We start from the raw sequence: 15314 nt of genomic DNA, 5'->3' as shown, positions 1-15314 counted from the left end.
TGTATTTGTCAGAAGGAGGTCTTGAAGGTAAACGCCAGCCAGCCGCGGTCGGTGCCGCCCACGGGCCCGTTACCCGCCACGGTCCCGTTCGCCAGGTGCTTGGGTTGAGCCCGGGTGTCGGCATAGCGCAACCCGAACTCATAGAGTTGCGCGTAAGTTGCCTTCAGCCCGATCGAATAGGACAGCGCTCCCTCGTTCCCACCACCGGCAGTCGGTGCGTTGCCATGCAGACCGTAGTTGACGGTCAATGGAACATCCAGATCCCAGGACGGAAAGATGGAAATGTACTGTGGCGTATAGTTGACGGCGACGGCGTAGTAGTTCTTCGACGAACAGCCATCGGCTTCGCTGCCCGAATCAGGAATGCCGGGAGTCCTGGCATTGGTACAGGCCGCCGTACCGACGCCCTTGTACAGTTCTTCGTGTTCGGTCACCCGTTGCAAATGACTGTAGGCGAACTCACCGACCAGCGTGGCGTTGTCCGAAATGAAGTTACGCGGTACGCCGTAGACAGCGTTGGCGATGAAGTGGATCGTATCGCCGCGAGGGCCTTCATCATCCAGGGCACTGACACCGGTGGCATTCAACGCGCCGCCCATGCGATAGGACAACTCGGTCCCTACCGCCACGGTGTTGAAGACCCGGGCAAAACTGACACCAGCGAGTTTCACGCCGCGTGGGTAGACCACCCGATAGGAGCCCGATGCCGCTTTGACCTGCGGTGCCAGCCAAGGCTGGTAGTCATCGAACTGACGATAGTAGGCGCCAAAGGTCGATTCGATTTCTTCGACGTTGAGCTTACCCATCACGCCCCAGTTCTTGCCGTCACGCCCGAAGCGCGAATCCTGACGCTGCAACGTTGCCCCATTGGCAGCCACCGGCAATTGGTCCGGACCTTCGAACAGAGGGTCGGCGCCACCGAAATAGGTGCCGCCGAATGGAATCCGGGTCGGTTCCCATTCATAGAAGTACTGAGCGGCAAGGGAGAGTCGGTCGGTGACCTGCGCTTTGGCCGACACTTGTCCGACGGGCAGGAACACTTCCTTGGTTTCGATACCTGGGCTGGTTGACGCCTTCACGCCATCGCTCGGGGCTTGCGAGTAAGACACGGAGTGGGCGCCGAAGAGCAGGCCCTCGCCCCAATAGTTGGTATGGCGACCGACTTTCACGTTGACTGGCGTGTCGCCGATGTTGAAGTTGCGCCAGACGAACGCATCGAGGATCTCGCCCGACGGTCCGTTCATGTAGCGATCCACTTCATCGCTGTACTTATTGTTGTGATAGCTGGTCGCGTAGCCGGGAATGTTACTGGTCACCGAGTCGTCGTGATAAGCCTGGTCAAACCAGGCGGCGGCACTGAGTCGCCCTCCCCATTCGTTGAGGTAGGAAAGGTCGAACTCACTCAACAGATCGAGGCGATTTGTCACGATATCGCCTTTATCGAACTTGCCGTCCGACTCGTCGTAGTTCGGCGTGTTCATGATGTGGCTGTCTTGACTGTCGGTGCGCATCCCGAGGTTGTAACGGACCGTATTGTCCCAACGCACACGGTAGTCCGGGTTCGACATGTCGAACGAGGCCGCCATCGAAACCTGTGCGCCGCCAACCATCAACAGTGTCAGCGCACCTTGAGTCAGCACCCGCCGACCCTGTTTGGTCTTCTCTTTCATACACACTACCTTTTATTTTTATTTTCAGTCGTTTAGTGCGTTCAAACAGTCCTTCCAACAATCTGCGAAACCTCACAGGATCGTTGCAAGTCCCGCCTGGACAGTCCGCTCACGGAGGCCTGGCACGCTCCAGGACCGCTTCCCTCCTCAGCTGAAGTTACCGTAACGGATAAGAACCAAAAATTCCACATAAAGATTTCAATTCTATATACAGAATTATCGATCGACTTCCTTGGGATACCGATTTCAGCCACAGGCGATGCCAGGAATAATACTGCACACAAAATCTATAAACGTTCAAATAGTCTTTGACGCTTTTCCTCTTTCAGCTTTCAATAGCTCCGGAAAACCCAGTGAATTTGGGATGTTCCCCAGCAAAAAACGGCCATCGCAGCGGCAGATAAAAACAAGAGGAGCCACCATGAACATTGATTTGAGTGCCAAACGCGTGATCATCACGGGCGCTTCGCGGGGCATTGGCCTGGCCATTGCCCGGGCTTTCGCGGCCGAAGGCGCACGGGTAGCGATTTGTGCCCGCAGCGAGACTGCCGTCCACGAAGCCGCAAAGGAGCTCTCGCAACACGCCCAAGCGGTCATTGCCCGGGCTGTCGACGTGACCGACAGCGAGGGGGTCAAAGCATTCGTGGCTGAAGTTGCACAGGCCTGGGGCGGTGTCGATGTGCTGGTGAACAACGCCGGTCAAGGGCGTGGCGGCAATCTAGAGACCCTGACGCCGGAAGCCATCCTCGAACATGCCAACATTCTGCAGATGGGGCATTTCCGGTTCGTTCAGGCCGTGGTGCCGTTCATGCGTGAACAGCGCTGGGGGCGGATCATTGAGATCAATGCCCTGGCCGGCGCGATTCCGACGCCCGACGGAATTCCCTCGGTGATCAACCGCGCCTCGTGCATCGCCCTCTCCCGCTCCTTGGGCATGTCCCTGCCCAAGGACAATATCCTGGTCAACAGCCTGAACATGGGCTGGATCGATACCGGTCAGTGGGATCGCCACTACAAGGAAATGGGCCCGGGCGTCAGTCGCGAGGAATTCGACGCCATGGTGATGAAAGTCGTACCGCTCGGGCGTTACGGCAAACCTGAAGACGTGGCCGGCATGGCGCTGTTCCTGGCCAGTGAATATGCCAGCTTCATCAGCGCCGCCTCGATCGACATTGCCGGTGGCATGGGCGGACAGATTGCCTACTTCCCAACCCTCAAGCGCGATTTTGCCGCTGCCATCGCGGCGCGTAACGCTGCCAGCGAATAACACAGGCATGGCCGCCTGGCGGCCATGCCTGGCAGGCTATTCCATCACGGCGTCAATATCCGGTCAGTGCTGGCCGGCACCGTCAGCTTGAGCAGTTCAATCGCGTTACCACTGCGAATCCGCTCGCGGTCCTCAGTGGATAAGCCGATGCCTTCGGTCAGATCGCCATGGTCGTAGGCACCGCCGAAGTTGGTGCCGTACAACAGACGCTGCGCGCCCACCACTTCGGCGACACCACGACGCAAGCCCGGAGCATGAACGTCGAGATCGAAGTAAAAGTTCGGCAGGTAATCCATCAATGGCCGCTGGTTGCGCGAGTCCGGCGCCATGGCCCGGTTCAGTTCGCTCAGGCGCCCCAACTGGAACACCGCCATACCGCCGGCATGGGTGATGTAGGTTTTCAGGGTCGGAAACACATCCAGCGCGCCGCCGCAGATCAGGTACCAGAAAAACAGTGTTTCATCGACACAGTCGCCCACGATCGACGTCGTTTCGAATTTGTCTTGCGTATGTTTCTCGCCCCAATAGATCGACTGGTTGAAGCCGTGCACCATAATCGGCACATCCAGCTGGGTCAGCTTTTCCCAGACAGGAAACAAGCGCTCATCGTGAGCCTCCAAACCATTGAAATTAGCCCCACCCACGCAGACACCCTTGGCGCCTAGCTGAGTCACGGCGCGCTCGATCTCCTTGGCCGCGTTTTGCGGGTCCGCCAGGTTGGCATGGCACCAGAAATCGAAATGGTCGGGGTCGGCCCGGCAAAACGCGGATAATTCATCGTTGCAGATGCTTGCGTACTCATTGGCGAAGTCCCCCGCCCAGTACATGAAGCAGTGGGACGGCGTGGACATCACCAGTTTGTCGACACCCCGCTCGTCCATCAGCTTTCGACGGCTGGCGTGGGTCATGCGCGCCAGGAGATTGGCCTGCGCTTCGGCATCCGTAGCCGCTTTGGCCGGTTGTTTGGTACCGAGGGAAAAATGCCCCACGGTCAGCCCCTGGACCTTCATGAACGGCCCCCAGAACTCATGGCGGTTCAACATGCCCTCGGTCAGCAAGTGGGCGTGGACATCAATCAGCATGGCGTTCTCCTTGTTGTAATGAGCCAGCAGACCGAACGCCCCATTGGCAGGGGCTCCGGATCGATTTGAGGGTATAAATGCATCGCCAACTATATAGACACATTTTAATTAAGTGTTCATTTAATTATTGAGTGAACGACTAGAACAGCCACCTGCCGGTAGCGGCTACGAGGCGCAGGCCATGATCAGGAACTGCCGGAACGCCTGGGCCGGCGCCGACAACCGGTTATCCGGCAGCCAGATCAGCCCCAGTTCCATGGGTGGAATCACATCCACCAGCGGCCGGATCTCAATTTTCTTGCCTTCCAGTGACCAGGCCCGGTAGAGCATGTCCGAGAGAATGGTCACACCGAAGCCATGCGCCACCAACCCGCGCAACGCCTCCATGGAAGAGGTGCGAAAAGCTACCTTGGGGGCCAGCCCACGGGATTCCCAATAGCGCAAGGTCGACGCCTCTCCCTCATCCACCGTGGGGAGGATATAGGCATGCCCGGCGACGTCCTCGAGATTGATCGAGGTGGCAGCCATCAACGGGTGCTGGCTGGCCAACCAGAGTTGGCGGCGGGAACGGACCAGCACATGGTGAGCAAATCCGTCGAGGTTCGGTGTGTTGGAGACGATCGTCAGGCCGAGATCGAGGTCGCCATTGCCCAGGGCCTCCTCAATGCTCTGGCGGTTCATATCGATCAGGTCGATCTCGACCTGAGGGTAGCTACGCTTGAAGCGTGCCAGCAGCGCAGGCAGAAAGTAACCCAGCACCGTGTAGGAGGCGCCGATGCGCACGGTCCCCTGCATGGTGTGGCCGAGAAACAGCGGTTCACTGAGGGCATCCTGCAAGGTGTCGAGGATGTGCCGCGCATGCTGGGCAAACTTGTTGCCCTCAGCGGTCAGTGTCACGCCATGAGGTAAACGGTCGAACAGGCTGACGCCCATGGACTGCTCCAGGTGCAGCACCGCCGCAGTAATCGCCGACTGCGAGACATGCGCCTTGAGCGCCGCTTGGGAAAACTGGCCCGCGTCGGCGGCGGCAACGAAATAGCGCAGTTGACGCATGGAAATATCTTTGCCTTTCGTCATCGGATTTTCTGATACCTGTCACCTGAATATGTGAAACAGCTCGGCTCACGCGCTGGGTACACTCAAAGCCGGGTAACTCCCTGACGTATCGTTATCTTTCGAATTTCAGCGCCAATAATAAAAATGGCTGAAGGTTGAACCATGAACGCGATCCACTACAGCGAGTACGACTGCGAAGCGTCGGGTAATTTCCTGACTGAAGCTTCATTGGCCAGACAAGGCTTCGACATCCGGGTTGAACACGCGCAGTGGTCCAACACGGGCACCGCCTTGATCGAAACCGGCGACAGTTGCCTGTTACGCCTGATGCTGCCGACCAGTGCCCAGACCAAGCCTAACTTCGGCAGTTTCCCCAGCCACGGCGCGCATCGATTCCACCCCCTGGGTAATCTATTATTCATTCCCCGCGGCACCGAATTTCACCTGCGTCACGCGGCCAGCGAGCAAAAAGCGCTGGTCTGCCTGTTCGATCCCTCCTCCCTCGGCGTCCTGGGCAGCTATCGCTGGAATTGGCAAGACGGCGTCAGCGAAGCCATGCTCAACCTGCAAAGCGGTTACCTGCACGCCTCCCTGCAGCGTCTGGCCGAAGAGGTGGCCCACCCCGGTTTTGCCAGCGAACTGCAAACCGAGTGCCTGCTCACCAGCATCGCCCTGGACCTGCGTCGCGAGTTCATCGACGCGGACGACGATGCCGTCCACTCCTCGCACAGCGCGGAAAAACTCAGCCCTCGTCAACTCAACATTCTGCGCGAGCTGCTCGACAGCGCCAGCGATGAGGGCCGCTCCCTCGGCCACCTGGCGCAGGCCTGCCAACTGCCGCTGCGAACGCTGTCCAGTCGCTGCAAAAACACCACCGGCATGACCTTGCGTCAGTACGCCGCGCAAAGTCGCCTGCAAAAAGCCGTGGCGCTATTGGCCGACTCACGACTGCTGATCAAACAGGTTGCCTATCAGGCCGGCTTCAACAATGCCGCCGCCTTCAGTGCCGCATTCCGTAAAGAACTCGGTGTCACACCCGAGGAGTTTCGCCACCAGCGCCAGCGCTGACAGGCGCCCTGACAAGGACGCCCTTTTCGCGCTCATGGCTTCAGCGATGAATCTTGGCGGTGATTTTGGCGTGTGGCCCATTGACCTGCGCGGCCCAGGCTTCAGCCGCCTGGTCGAGGGTGTAATCAAGGTAATCCACCTGGATCTGCTGCTCTTTGGCGATCTTCAGCAGTCGGAGCCAGATCTGCTCACGGTCTGCGGGCGGGCGTTGACCCGTGCCAATGCACGACAAGTTGCGAAACAACAGATCGGCAATATCCAGATTGAGCTGGCGACCGGCTCCCGTGCCAATGGTCATGATCCGCGCCCCCCAATTGGTGGCTTTCAGGGAGGTCAACATGGGTTGACCGCACACGAGGTCAAGCACCACATCAAATCCGCCATCGGCCGCATCCTTCAGTGCAGCCACATCATCGCTGCCACCCAGCGTCACCACAGCGTCGGCCAGGCCCCGCGACTTCAAACGGCCCAGCGCTTCGCCCGACCGTGCAGCACCGACCACTTTGCCAGCCCCCATGCCACGCGCCAATTGCAGGGCAATCTGGCCGAGGGTGCCGGTGGCGCCCAGTATCAGGACCTTTTCACCTTTCTGGATCGCGGCTTTTTCCAGCGGCACGATGGCACCGGTAGCGGCGATGCCCATGCTGATCGCGGTTTTATCGTCGACGTCGTCCGGCACATTCCATACCTCGGCTTGCGGCACCAGGGTGCGCTCTGCCCAGGCACCAAACGGCAACACCGAGCGCTCGCCGAAATACACCCGGCGACCATCCGGTGCCCGGCCCACGCCTTCGCCGCGAATGACACAGGGGTATTCAACCCCGAGTCGGTACGCGCCGAGGACATCCCAGCCGCCCAGGCCGGCGGTATCGACATCGATCAGGACTGCGCCGTCTTGCGATTGCGGCTCACGAAACTCACCGACGACTGGCGGTGCATTGCGCTCGGAAATGATTGCGGCACGCATGGCATTCTCCTTGTCTGTTTTATTGTCAGGCTGCACCCGAGCAATAATTGAACATTTTTCTATTATCTGTCCATATTTACTTAAGCGCCGCGTTTAACTGCTCCTCAATGGCTCGACCTGATAACGCGGGTACCCACCCAGCGTCAGGAGTAGCAAGGGCCCGACGACAAAGCAGATGGAACTCAACAGCAGCATGGCCGAGTAGCCACCGGTGAGCTTGAACAACCCCGCGAACAGTAACGGTGAGATCGCGGCACCGGCGGTAATCAGGCCCAGGTGGGCACCAAACAAGCGGCCGTAGTCACGCATACCGAAATAGCGGGCGATCAGGAATGCCGCGATATCGAACTCGGCACCCGCCCCCACGCCCACCAGCAACGTGGCGAGGATGTACAGCGCAATACTGGAATCCCCATAGGCGAAAATGCCGCAGGCAAATGCCGGCATCAGCAGCGCCAAAGAGGCGACGCCGGGCGCCCACAACCGGTCAATCAGGTAGCCCACCAGCAGCCGGCCAAGAATCAGCGACACGCCAAAACTGCTGAAAACCTGGCTGGCCTGCAAGGCGCTCAGGCCTCTGTCCTGCAGCAACGGCACGATATTGGTGACCATGCCCACCACGCAGGAAACCACCAAGGTCATCGACAGGTTGCAAACCCAGAACCGCCATGAACGCAGCGCCTCCCGCAGTAACAGCCCTCCAGCTTGTCCGTTGGCGGCTGGGAGTTGTGTGGTGTTGTGGCTGACATTGGCCGTCGGTAATAACCACCGCAGTGCCAAGGGCAACGCCAGCAGCACCGGCAATACGCCCAGCGCCAGGAAACCGGCCTGCCAATTCCAGCGGCCGATCGCCCAGGCGGTAACCAGCGGCAGCATGATGGCGGCCAGCCCGGAGCCGCTGAGGATGATCGCCAGCGCCAGGCCACGGTTTTCCTCGAACCACAAGTTGACCAGGTGCGACCAGGTCACCTGCAATGTACCCAGCCCGGCTAGCGGCACCAGGAAAAACCCCAGGTAGAGGGTCCAGATCGAACCGTTGATACAGGTCAGGGTGAAGACACTCAGGGACAGCGCCAGCAGCGACAGCAACGTGACCCGGCGCAGGCCATATCGCAAGTTCAGCCAGCCCGCCAACTGCGACGCGACAATGGTGCCCAGCGACAGCGCGGTGATCGCTGCCTGCAACTCTGCCCTGCCCCAGCCCATGGCCTGTTCCAGAGGAATGACCATGGAACTGAAGCTGTACAGCAGCAACGAACTGGAACTGGTCGCGACGCCGATCAGGGCCAGGATCAGCACTTGCCACCCGCGTTTGAATTCTGCGTTATCAAAACCTTTCATGGGGGTGACCTCAGTCGTTGCCGATAAACACAGCCGCTTGCGCGCTCTTGCCCAGCACATGGGCACGACGTGCCGCACCGGGTGTATCCGCGCCCTGGGCGAGGATGTCTTCGGGATGGATCAGCGTCGGGCCATTGCCCAGTTCCTCAAGCGCCAGGAGCGCCAGGTCTTCAGCCTGGGGCAAGGTCATGGTCAGAGCGTCGGGAATGTTCAACTTGACCATGGCATCACGCATGGTCGGTGTGTCGACGGTGCCGATGAGCAGGTTGAGCACATCCACGCCACGGTCTTTCCACTCGGCCCATAACGACTCGCCGAGATTCAATGCGAACCCCTTGGTGGCGGCGTACATCGCCAGTTTGCGAATACCGCCCAATGCAGCCTGGGAACCCACCAGCAGCAATCCGCCCTGTCCGCGCGCCAGCATGGCGGCACCAAAGGCATGGCTGCATTGCATCACGGTCGAGCAATTGAGGCGCAGCAAGGCGCCCCAGTCCTCAACCGAGGTGTCGAGGAAGCGTGTGATGTAAGGGTCACCGCCAGCGTTGTAAATGAACAGACCGACTTGCCGTTCACCCACAGCCGCCATCAATTGCTCGCAGGCATTCGGATGAGCAAGGTCTTGGGTCACCACCAGCACATCGATGGCGTACCGTTGCTCCAATTCGCTTTTCAATTGCGCCAGCGCGTTACCACGGCGCGCCACCAGCACGCAGTTGAGGCCACGCTCGGCCAGTGAACGGGCGAACGCGGCGCCCAAGCCATGGGAGGCGCCGGCAATCACGGCCCATGGGCCATACCGATGCGCGAAGGCATTATTAGGAACAGGCATAGGGACTCCCAAAACGAGGGTCCGGTGACCGATCACCGGACGAGGAAGGTTTCAGCGCGTCAGATGACAGGCGGCAGGTCGATGTGGCTGGCGGAGGCGCCAATGGCGGTGCTGCCATAGACCAGGACGCGGCGCTCGATTTGCGCCATGAACAGGCGCAGCAAGGGCTCGTCGTATTCGGGCCCGGCGCTTTTGACAAAGGCCTCCAGCGCTGCATCGATCTCGTTGTAGCCACTGAAGGTGCGGTCCAGCAGGTCTTGCGCTTCTTGTTGTTCCAGCTCGCGCAAGTGCAACTCCATGGCATCACCACGACCCAGGTATTCCACCAATTTGCTCACTGCGCGCAGTTTAGTCTTCTGGAAGTCACTGCTCACTTCCACCTGTGCCAGGGCATCGGCGAGCATGGTCAGCAACGCTGCATTCGGGCCACTGCTGACAATGTCCAGTGTCGGCGTTTGCAGAGCGACCCCCATGGCTTCGGCCAGCGCATGCACCACCACCCGGCGCAGGGCGAGGTCAAACTCGGCGTAGGTGTCATGGGGGTCACCCGGTTGTGGCGTAGCCACCGACGCCGAGAACTGCATCGTGCTGACGGTGGCAAACAGGGCGGTGTGATAACGCACGACATCGGGGTCCGCCGGTTCACCGGTCACTTGCTGGTAGTAGCGATACAGGGCCGCGAAACTGTCCCCGAGCGGCTCATAATTGTCGCGCATGCGCGCCGAAGCCAGGTCGGCCAGGGGATCGCCGATCATGGCGAATTCAAAATCATAGAGGCCAAGCACCTGGCCGTTCTCGAACAGGAATTGCCCCGAGTCATACTGAACGAAAGCAGGCCGGGTGCGGTGCCGTGGCACGTTGCGGCGCAGCCAACCGAGGGCGAATTCGGCCAGCGGTTGCGGCTTGGTTTTATTACGCGCGTACAGCGGGTAATAGGCCTCCAGGCCTGCCAAGGTCATGTCCTCGGCACCTGTTGGGAGATCAATACCCTGCTCGACAAAGGGTTGCAGCGGCAATTGATGCATGCGTGCCATGGCGTCGACCCACTGGCGTGCGACCCCATGGCGTTCGGCATCGCTCTGCGCGGTGCTGACATCACGACTCCCCGGCACCCACTGCATCACGATGGCCTGCGGATCTTCGCAGAAACCGTAGATACGCGGTACCGGCACGCCTTGCTGATCGAGCACAGTGAGAATATCCGCTTCCCGGCGTAGCTCCGGAAATGGACTGACATCCCCCCCGCGCTCGCCACGAATGTGCAGTTGAAGGGTTTCGCCCTCGCGTTGCAGTTCAAGGTTCCAGGCCGGGCGCCAGCGCGGCAGGCGTTGCATGGCAGTGACTTTCCCACCCAGCAGCCCTTCGACAAAGGTACGCAGCTTTTCTTCGAGCGGATCACAGGTCGCATTTATTGTTGTTGACATACAAGGTCCTCATCAGGCGCTGATGACCAGCGCCGTTTTCAATGGGTGTCGGTCACTCCAGCGCCAGGCCCGCCCACCTGTTCCAGCGGCACGCCTTTTTTCCTGGCAAGGTCGGCGGTGTCCAGGTACTCGCGCCAGGCACAGATGAGCCCGTTTTCATCCAGCTCATACACCGCCACCATCGAGTGCGGCATGGGGATGCCATTGCTGACGCAGTAATCGTCGCGCTCGGTCATCACCACGCGCTCGGAAGAGACAATGTGGCGCGTGGTGCAGCGGTTATGCGTGACATAACTCATCTGCCGCTCGATCTCGCGACGCAACGCAGCATGCCCGCGGATCACCGGGCCACCCGGCACCCACAGTTGCCAGACGGCGTTGTCGGCGAAGGTGGCCATGATGCGGTCGATATCGGGGCGGCTGCCGTCGCTGCCATCGCCCCAGGCGGCCAGCATGTCGAGGATGAAGCGTTCCTGTTCGAGTGCCATGAAACGGGCTCCAGTGCAGTGAATGGATCGGCATCAGACCGAGGCTTTGGGCAGCAGGAAATTACGCACCACCGGCACCATCGGCGTGCCGCAGCTCATGCCGCCGTCCACGCGCATCAGCGTGCCGTTGACATAGGCCGCGTCGTCGCTGGCGAGGAAAGCAGCCATGGCGGCGATATCTTCCGGCTCGCCCAGTTGCGGTACGTTTTGCAGATCGAGAAAGGCGGCCTTCATGGCCTCGTTGGCCCAGCTTTCCATGGCAGGCGTGCGAATCACCCCCGGTAAAATGCCATTGCAACGAATGCCGCGCTTACCGAAGGTGGCGGCAATGCTTTGCACGTACCAGTTGAGCGCGGCCTTGGAGGCGCCGTAGCTGAACTGGGATATCTCACCGGCAATCGAGCTGGTGGACGAGGTGAACAAAATCGAGCCACTGCCCTGGGCGAGCATGTGCGGCAAGGCGTATTTGCACGCCAGCACACCGCCCAGCACGTTGACACGCATGCAGTTGTGGAACAGCTCGGTGTTGAAGTTGATGAAGTCGATATCGCGCGTGGTGGCCGGGTTTCGGTACACGGCGTTGTTGAACAGCACGTCGATCCAACCGAAGGTCTGGACGGTCTGCTCAATCATCTGCCGCAAGGCGTCTTCATCACCGACGTCCACCTGCAAGGCCAGGGCGTTGGCACCGATTTCCGCTGCCACGGCCTGCGCCGATTCAGCGTAAAGATCGGTGACCACCACCGTGGCGCCTTCCCTGGCAAAACGCAGTGCCGAGGCACGGCCAATGCCGCTGCCTGCGCCGGTGATCACACAGATTTTGCCGGCTAGACGTTTCAGGATCTCGCTCATAAAGGAATCTCGGGACGGATAAAAAAAATCGGCGCCCGTGGCGAACGCCGAAAAGGAGCATGACGTCAGCGGGTCTGCCCCCCGGCGATGGTCTGCGGGTTGGCTTCACGCTCAGCCACCGGTGCCTTTCGGTAGCGCGTCGGGCCATTGCCGAACATGCCGTATTGGTCACGGGTGAAGTCGTACAGCGAGTAGGAATCCTGTTGCGGATTGTTGGGAATGCCGTAGGCCTCGATGTTGTACTGAGAGCCGGTGCGGAACAGCGCACCGCTGTCGTCCCAGGCGTCGTAGACCGCAGCGCCGTAGGTGTCCTCGTCGATGTAGTAGCGACGTTTCTTTTGCGCGTGGCGCACCCCGTCCTTGCGGGTCGCTTCCACCACCCAGACGCGGTGCAGCTCCCAACGCTCACAAGCGGGGTTGATGTGTTTGGGCATGAGCTTCTTGTCCATGTCGCAACCCCATTTCAGCGTGTAGTTGCTGTAGGGAATGAACATTTCCTTCTTGCCCACCAGCTTCCAGTCGAAGCGGTCCATCTTCCCGGAGAACAGGAAGATTTCGTCGTAGAACGCCACCCCGCCGAACGCCGAGTTGGGGGTGTCGTAATTGAACTCCGGGGCCTTGCGCACACGGCGCTGGCCGGTGCTGTAGCTCCAGGCGTATCGGGCGTCGGCGACCGGGTCGAGGTAATCCCAATACCCGGATGCCTGCCCGGCGGTGCGAGCCGGCGCGACAATGCGCGACCAGATACGCTGGGCGATTTTCGGATCGCGCCCTGGCACCTCCAATTGGTAGAAAGGTTTTTCGCCGGTGGACTGGTTGGTGTTGGTCAGCGTCGCATGGCCTTCGTTGACCACGTAGGCACTGTGGTTCCAGTCCCAGCCATTCACGCCCTGGTAGTTGAGGATGTAATTCCACATCAACTCCCGACCGTCACGCGGCAACGGGAATGGCAGGCCGCCACGGCAGCCTTCGCTGATCGACAGACCGTCGTTTTCGGTTTTGCATTCCTTGCGGCTGGCGTTGCGCTGGGTGGCGGCCAGAAAGTCAGCCGGAAAGGCCGCCGTCCGGTGCGTGGGGTACACCTCGAGATAATAGGTGTCGGGGTTCTGCTTGAGCAGTTGCAATTGCCCGGCCGCCAATTGGTCGGCGTACTGATCGGCGTTGGCCGCCGTGATGCGCAAGCGTGGTTTTTCATTGGCGAACGGGTTGGGCCAGTTCCCATCGCCGGGCACCAGGCCTGCAGGCACTTTCAAACCACCGTCGTACGCCGGGATCGTGCCCGCGGCGTTGCCCGCGACTATCGCGCCAAACGGCGTGAGCTTGCCGCCCAGGTCGGCCGGGGTGAAGCTGTCATCGGCCAACGCCGAACCCGCCAACGCGATGACCACCAGGCCTATCGCATGAAAATCAACCATCATGACATTCTCCGATCAGAGGGGGGTGATCACCGAACCCGGCGATCACTGCATTGCATTCAGAGGCTGTTCAGAACGCGGTGCTGAGGGTCAAGGACACCCAGTTACGGTCGGTCAGACCAACATCGCCGGAACCGCCAACCACCGTTTTGCCGACACCGGCGACGTCCGCGTAGTGGCGCTCACTGCCGTAGCCGATGTACGACAGGGTCACGTCAACGCGCTCGTCGTAAGTGCCCTTGATGCCAGCCTTCCAGGTGTATTTCCCTTCGTTGCCACCGCCCGTTGCGGCATTGCCGTTGACGCCGTAATCCACACTCATGGGCGTGGAAATATTCCAGCCGGGGAACACCCCAAGCCATTGCGGCGCAAAGCTGACGGCGAGGCCGACATAGTTCTTGGTGGCGCAGCCGTAGTGCTTGTCCTGGCCCGCCGGGCAGCCGCCATAGCCTTCGCCCTTGAACAGTTCTTCATGCTGGGTCACCCGTGCCACATGGCTGAAAGCCATTTCGGCAATCAGGCTGCCGGTGTCGAAATAATCGGTGCGCGGCAGCAACCACAAGCCGTTGACCACCATGTGCCACGTATCACCCCGGGCACCTTGGTTGTCGACGGTGCTGATATTGCTGGAGACCAGCGAGGTGTTCTGGCGATACGACAGGTCTACTCCCAGGGAGCCACCACCCAGTACCGGGCCAGCGGAATAACCCAGGCCATAGAGCTTGACGTTCTCGGCGTACACATACCGGGCGAAGGTGGGCGCCACCTGCAGGCCCCACGGGTTGTAATCGTCGAACTGGCGATAGAACAGGCTGACCTCCGAGTGCAGGAAGTCGAAGCTGTAAGTGCCCATCACCCCCCAGTTGCCCCGGTCCTTGGGCTTGACCGGATCGATCAACGGCCGTGATACACCACTGAACAGCGGCAAGCGGTCCGGCCCCTCCAGGGCGACGTCGGCAGACGCCAGATAAGTGCCGCCTTCCGGTGCCCGAGTGGTGTCCCATTCGAAGAAATACTGCGCCGCCACCGATAACTTGTCGGTGACCTGTGCCTGGGTGGAAAGCTGCGTCAATGGCAGGAAAATTTCGCGAGTCTCGGTACCGGGGTTGCTCACGGCCTTGCGCCCATCCAGCGGTGCTTGCGAATAGGAGACCGCATGCCCGGCAATCAGCAGGCCATTGCCCCAGTACACGGTGTGTCGACCGGCACGTACGCTGACCGGAATGTCACCGAGTTCGAAGCGGGTAAAGGCGAAGGCGTCCAGCAACTCACCGCTGGGGCCGCGGTGGTAGCGCTTGGTAAAGCCCGAGTAATGGCCGTTGGTGTAGCTCGACGTGCTGGTACCGGGAAACGCGCCGGGGTAGTAGACATTGCCAGGGCTGGTTTCGACATCGGTGTCCGCATATGCCTGGTCGTACCAGGCGGCGCCGCTGATGCGAAAGCCGTTGTACTGCTTGTAAGCCACCTCCATTTCACTCATCCAATCGATGCGATTGGTCACCACATCGCCTCGATCGAACTTGGAATCGGACTCGTCGTAGCTGGCATTGTTGGCCAACGCGGAGTCGCGTCCCTCGGCCCGTATCCCGAGGTTGTAACGTACGGTGTTGTCCCAGCGCGCGGTCAGGTCGGGATTGCCGGTATCAAACTCGGCAGCCTGACCAGGGCTGACGATGAAGGCACACCCGGTCACGCTGAACCAGACGGCCAGGCTTAACGGCTTTAACTTTGCATCGATCATCAACACTCCCCCTACATTCTTGTTGTTATTGGCAGCCGAGGCCTTGGGCCGTTTGGGCCGCGCGATAAGCGCCGGCCCGACGGCATTCGGTATGGCCTGAAGTAGACGGGA

The 15314-nt window shown here is 60.3% G+C and carries 13 protein-coding genes; 2 read left to right on the top strand and 11 right to left on the bottom strand.

Annotated elements, in window-relative coordinates; genetic code table 11:
- Positions 1 to 8: 8 nt before the first annotated feature.
- Complete coding sequence (locus AC07W0_RS09995) at positions 9 to 1670, bottom strand: DUF1302 domain-containing protein (protein WP_014338791.1); 1662 nt, start codon at positions 1668 to 1670, stop codon at positions 9 to 11.
- A 421-nt stretch (positions 1671 to 2091) separates the two neighbouring features.
- On the opposite strand from AC07W0_RS09995, the gene AC07W0_RS09990 reads away from it, so the two are divergent.
- A complete protein-coding gene (locus AC07W0_RS09990; RefSeq protein WP_014338790.1) occupies positions 2092 to 2937 on the top strand; it encodes an SDR family oxidoreductase in 846 nt (281 codons plus the stop codon).
- Between the two features lie 44 nt (positions 2938 to 2981).
- Here the strand turns inward: AC07W0_RS09990 and AC07W0_RS09985 are convergent, their stop codons facing one another.
- Together AC07W0_RS09985 and AC07W0_RS09980 are read right to left on the bottom strand one after the other, a co-directional pair.
- A complete protein-coding gene (locus tag AC07W0_RS09985; protein WP_014338789.1) occupies positions 2982 to 4019 on the bottom strand; it encodes an amidohydrolase family protein in 1038 nt (345 codons plus the stop codon).
- 165 nt (positions 4020 to 4184) lie between these two features.
- Complete coding sequence (locus AC07W0_RS09980; protein ID WP_034114514.1) at positions 4185 to 5096, bottom strand: LysR family transcriptional regulator; 912 nt, start codon at positions 5094 to 5096, stop codon at positions 4185 to 4187.
- Positions 5097 to 5237: 141 nt separating this feature from the next.
- On the opposite strand from AC07W0_RS09980, the gene AC07W0_RS09975 reads away from it, so the two are divergent.
- Entirely contained in the window at positions 5238 to 6143 is a 906-nt protein-coding gene (locus tag AC07W0_RS09975) for a helix-turn-helix transcriptional regulator (protein ID WP_034114517.1), read from the top strand.
- Between the two features lie 40 nt (positions 6144 to 6183).
- Here the strand turns inward: AC07W0_RS09975 and AC07W0_RS09970 are convergent, their stop codons facing one another.
- The 8 genes from AC07W0_RS09970 to AC07W0_RS09935 form a co-directional block, all read right to left on the bottom strand.
- Positions 6184 to 7110, bottom strand: coding sequence for a quinone oxidoreductase family protein (locus AC07W0_RS09970; RefSeq protein WP_014338786.1), 927 nt, complete (start codon positions 7108 to 7110; stop codon positions 6184 to 6186).
- A 93-nt stretch (positions 7111 to 7203) separates the two neighbouring features.
- Positions 7204 to 8451, bottom strand: coding sequence for an MFS transporter (locus tag AC07W0_RS09965; protein ID WP_102617437.1), 1248 nt, complete (start codon positions 8449 to 8451; stop codon positions 7204 to 7206).
- 10 nt (positions 8452 to 8461) lie between these two features.
- Positions 8462 to 9283, bottom strand: a complete 822-nt coding sequence (locus tag AC07W0_RS09960; RefSeq protein ID WP_034114521.1) for an SDR family NAD(P)-dependent oxidoreductase — start codon at positions 9281 to 9283, stop codon at positions 8462 to 8464.
- A gap of 59 nt (positions 9284 to 9342) precedes the next feature.
- Positions 9343 to 10707: a phosphotransferase family protein gene (locus AC07W0_RS09955; RefSeq protein ID WP_014338783.1), complete on the bottom strand. Its 1365-nt coding sequence runs from the start codon at positions 10705 to 10707 to the stop codon at positions 9343 to 9345.
- A gap of 38 nt (positions 10708 to 10745) precedes the next feature.
- The gene (locus tag AC07W0_RS09950; RefSeq protein ID WP_014338782.1) at positions 10746 to 11195 is read right to left on the bottom strand and encodes a nuclear transport factor 2 family protein; all 450 of its coding nucleotides are present in this window, start codon (positions 11193 to 11195) and stop codon (positions 10746 to 10748) included.
- 33 nt (positions 11196 to 11228) lie between these two features.
- Positions 11229 to 12047 carry an SDR family NAD(P)-dependent oxidoreductase gene (locus AC07W0_RS09945; RefSeq protein WP_014338781.1) on the bottom strand — a complete coding sequence of 273 codons (819 nt, stop codon included), beginning with the start codon at positions 12045 to 12047 and terminating at the stop codon, positions 11229 to 11231.
- A 65-nt stretch (positions 12048 to 12112) separates the two neighbouring features.
- Entirely contained in the window at positions 12113 to 13465 is a 1353-nt protein-coding gene (locus AC07W0_RS09940; protein ID WP_014338780.1) for a DUF1329 domain-containing protein, read from the bottom strand.
- Between the two features lie 67 nt (positions 13466 to 13532).
- Positions 13533 to 15203, bottom strand: a complete 1671-nt coding sequence (locus tag AC07W0_RS09935; RefSeq protein ID WP_014338779.1) for a DUF1302 domain-containing protein — start codon at positions 15201 to 15203, stop codon at positions 13533 to 13535.
- Positions 15204 to 15314: the final 111 nt, after the last annotated feature.

This window comes from Pseudomonas sp. GW704-F2 (genome assembly GCF_059423025.1).
This window is presented reverse-complemented; position numbering and strand designations above follow the sequence as displayed.

Bases quoted from the DNA above. Each gene is read 5' to 3' on its own strand.
- AC07W0_RS09995 (WP_014338791.1), bottom strand. From the start codon at position 1,670: ATGAAAGAGAAGACCAAACAGGGTCGGCGGGTGCTGACTCAAGGTGCG.
- AC07W0_RS09990 (WP_014338790.1), top strand. From the start codon at position 2,092: ATGAACATTGATTTGAGTGCCAAACGCGTGATCATCACGGGCGCTTCG.
- AC07W0_RS09985 (WP_014338789.1), bottom strand. From the start codon at position 4,019: ATGCTGATTGATGTCCACGCCCACTTGCTGACCGAGGGCATGTTGAAC.
- AC07W0_RS09980 (WP_034114514.1), bottom strand. From the start codon at position 5,096: ATGACGAAAGGCAAAGATATTTCCATGCGTCAACTGCGCTATTTCGTT.
- AC07W0_RS09975 (WP_034114517.1), top strand. From the start codon at position 5,238: ATGAACGCGATCCACTACAGCGAGTACGACTGCGAAGCGTCGGGTAAT.
- AC07W0_RS09970 (WP_014338786.1), bottom strand. From the start codon at position 7,110: ATGCGTGCCGCAATCATTTCCGAGCGCAATGCACCGCCAGTCGTCGGT.
- AC07W0_RS09965 (WP_102617437.1), bottom strand. From the start codon at position 8,451: ATGAAAGGTTTTGATAACGCAGAATTCAAACGCGGGTGGCAAGTGCTG.
- AC07W0_RS09960 (WP_034114521.1), bottom strand. From the start codon at position 9,283: ATGCCTGTTCCTAATAATGCCTTCGCGCATCGGTATGGCCCATGGGCC.
- AC07W0_RS09955 (WP_014338783.1), bottom strand. From the start codon at position 10,707: ATGTCAACAACAATAAATGCGACCTGTGATCCGCTCGAAGAAAAGCTG.
- AC07W0_RS09950 (WP_014338782.1), bottom strand. From the start codon at position 11,195: ATGGCACTCGAACAGGAACGCTTCATCCTCGACATGCTGGCCGCCTGG.
- AC07W0_RS09945 (WP_014338781.1), bottom strand. From the start codon at position 12,047: ATGAGCGAGATCCTGAAACGTCTAGCCGGCAAAATCTGTGTGATCACC.
- AC07W0_RS09940 (WP_014338780.1), bottom strand. From the start codon at position 13,465: ATGATGGTTGATTTTCATGCGATAGGCCTGGTGGTCATCGCGTTGGCG.
- AC07W0_RS09935 (WP_014338779.1), bottom strand. From the start codon at position 15,203: ATGATCGATGCAAAGTTAAAGCCGTTAAGCCTGGCCGTCTGGTTCAGC.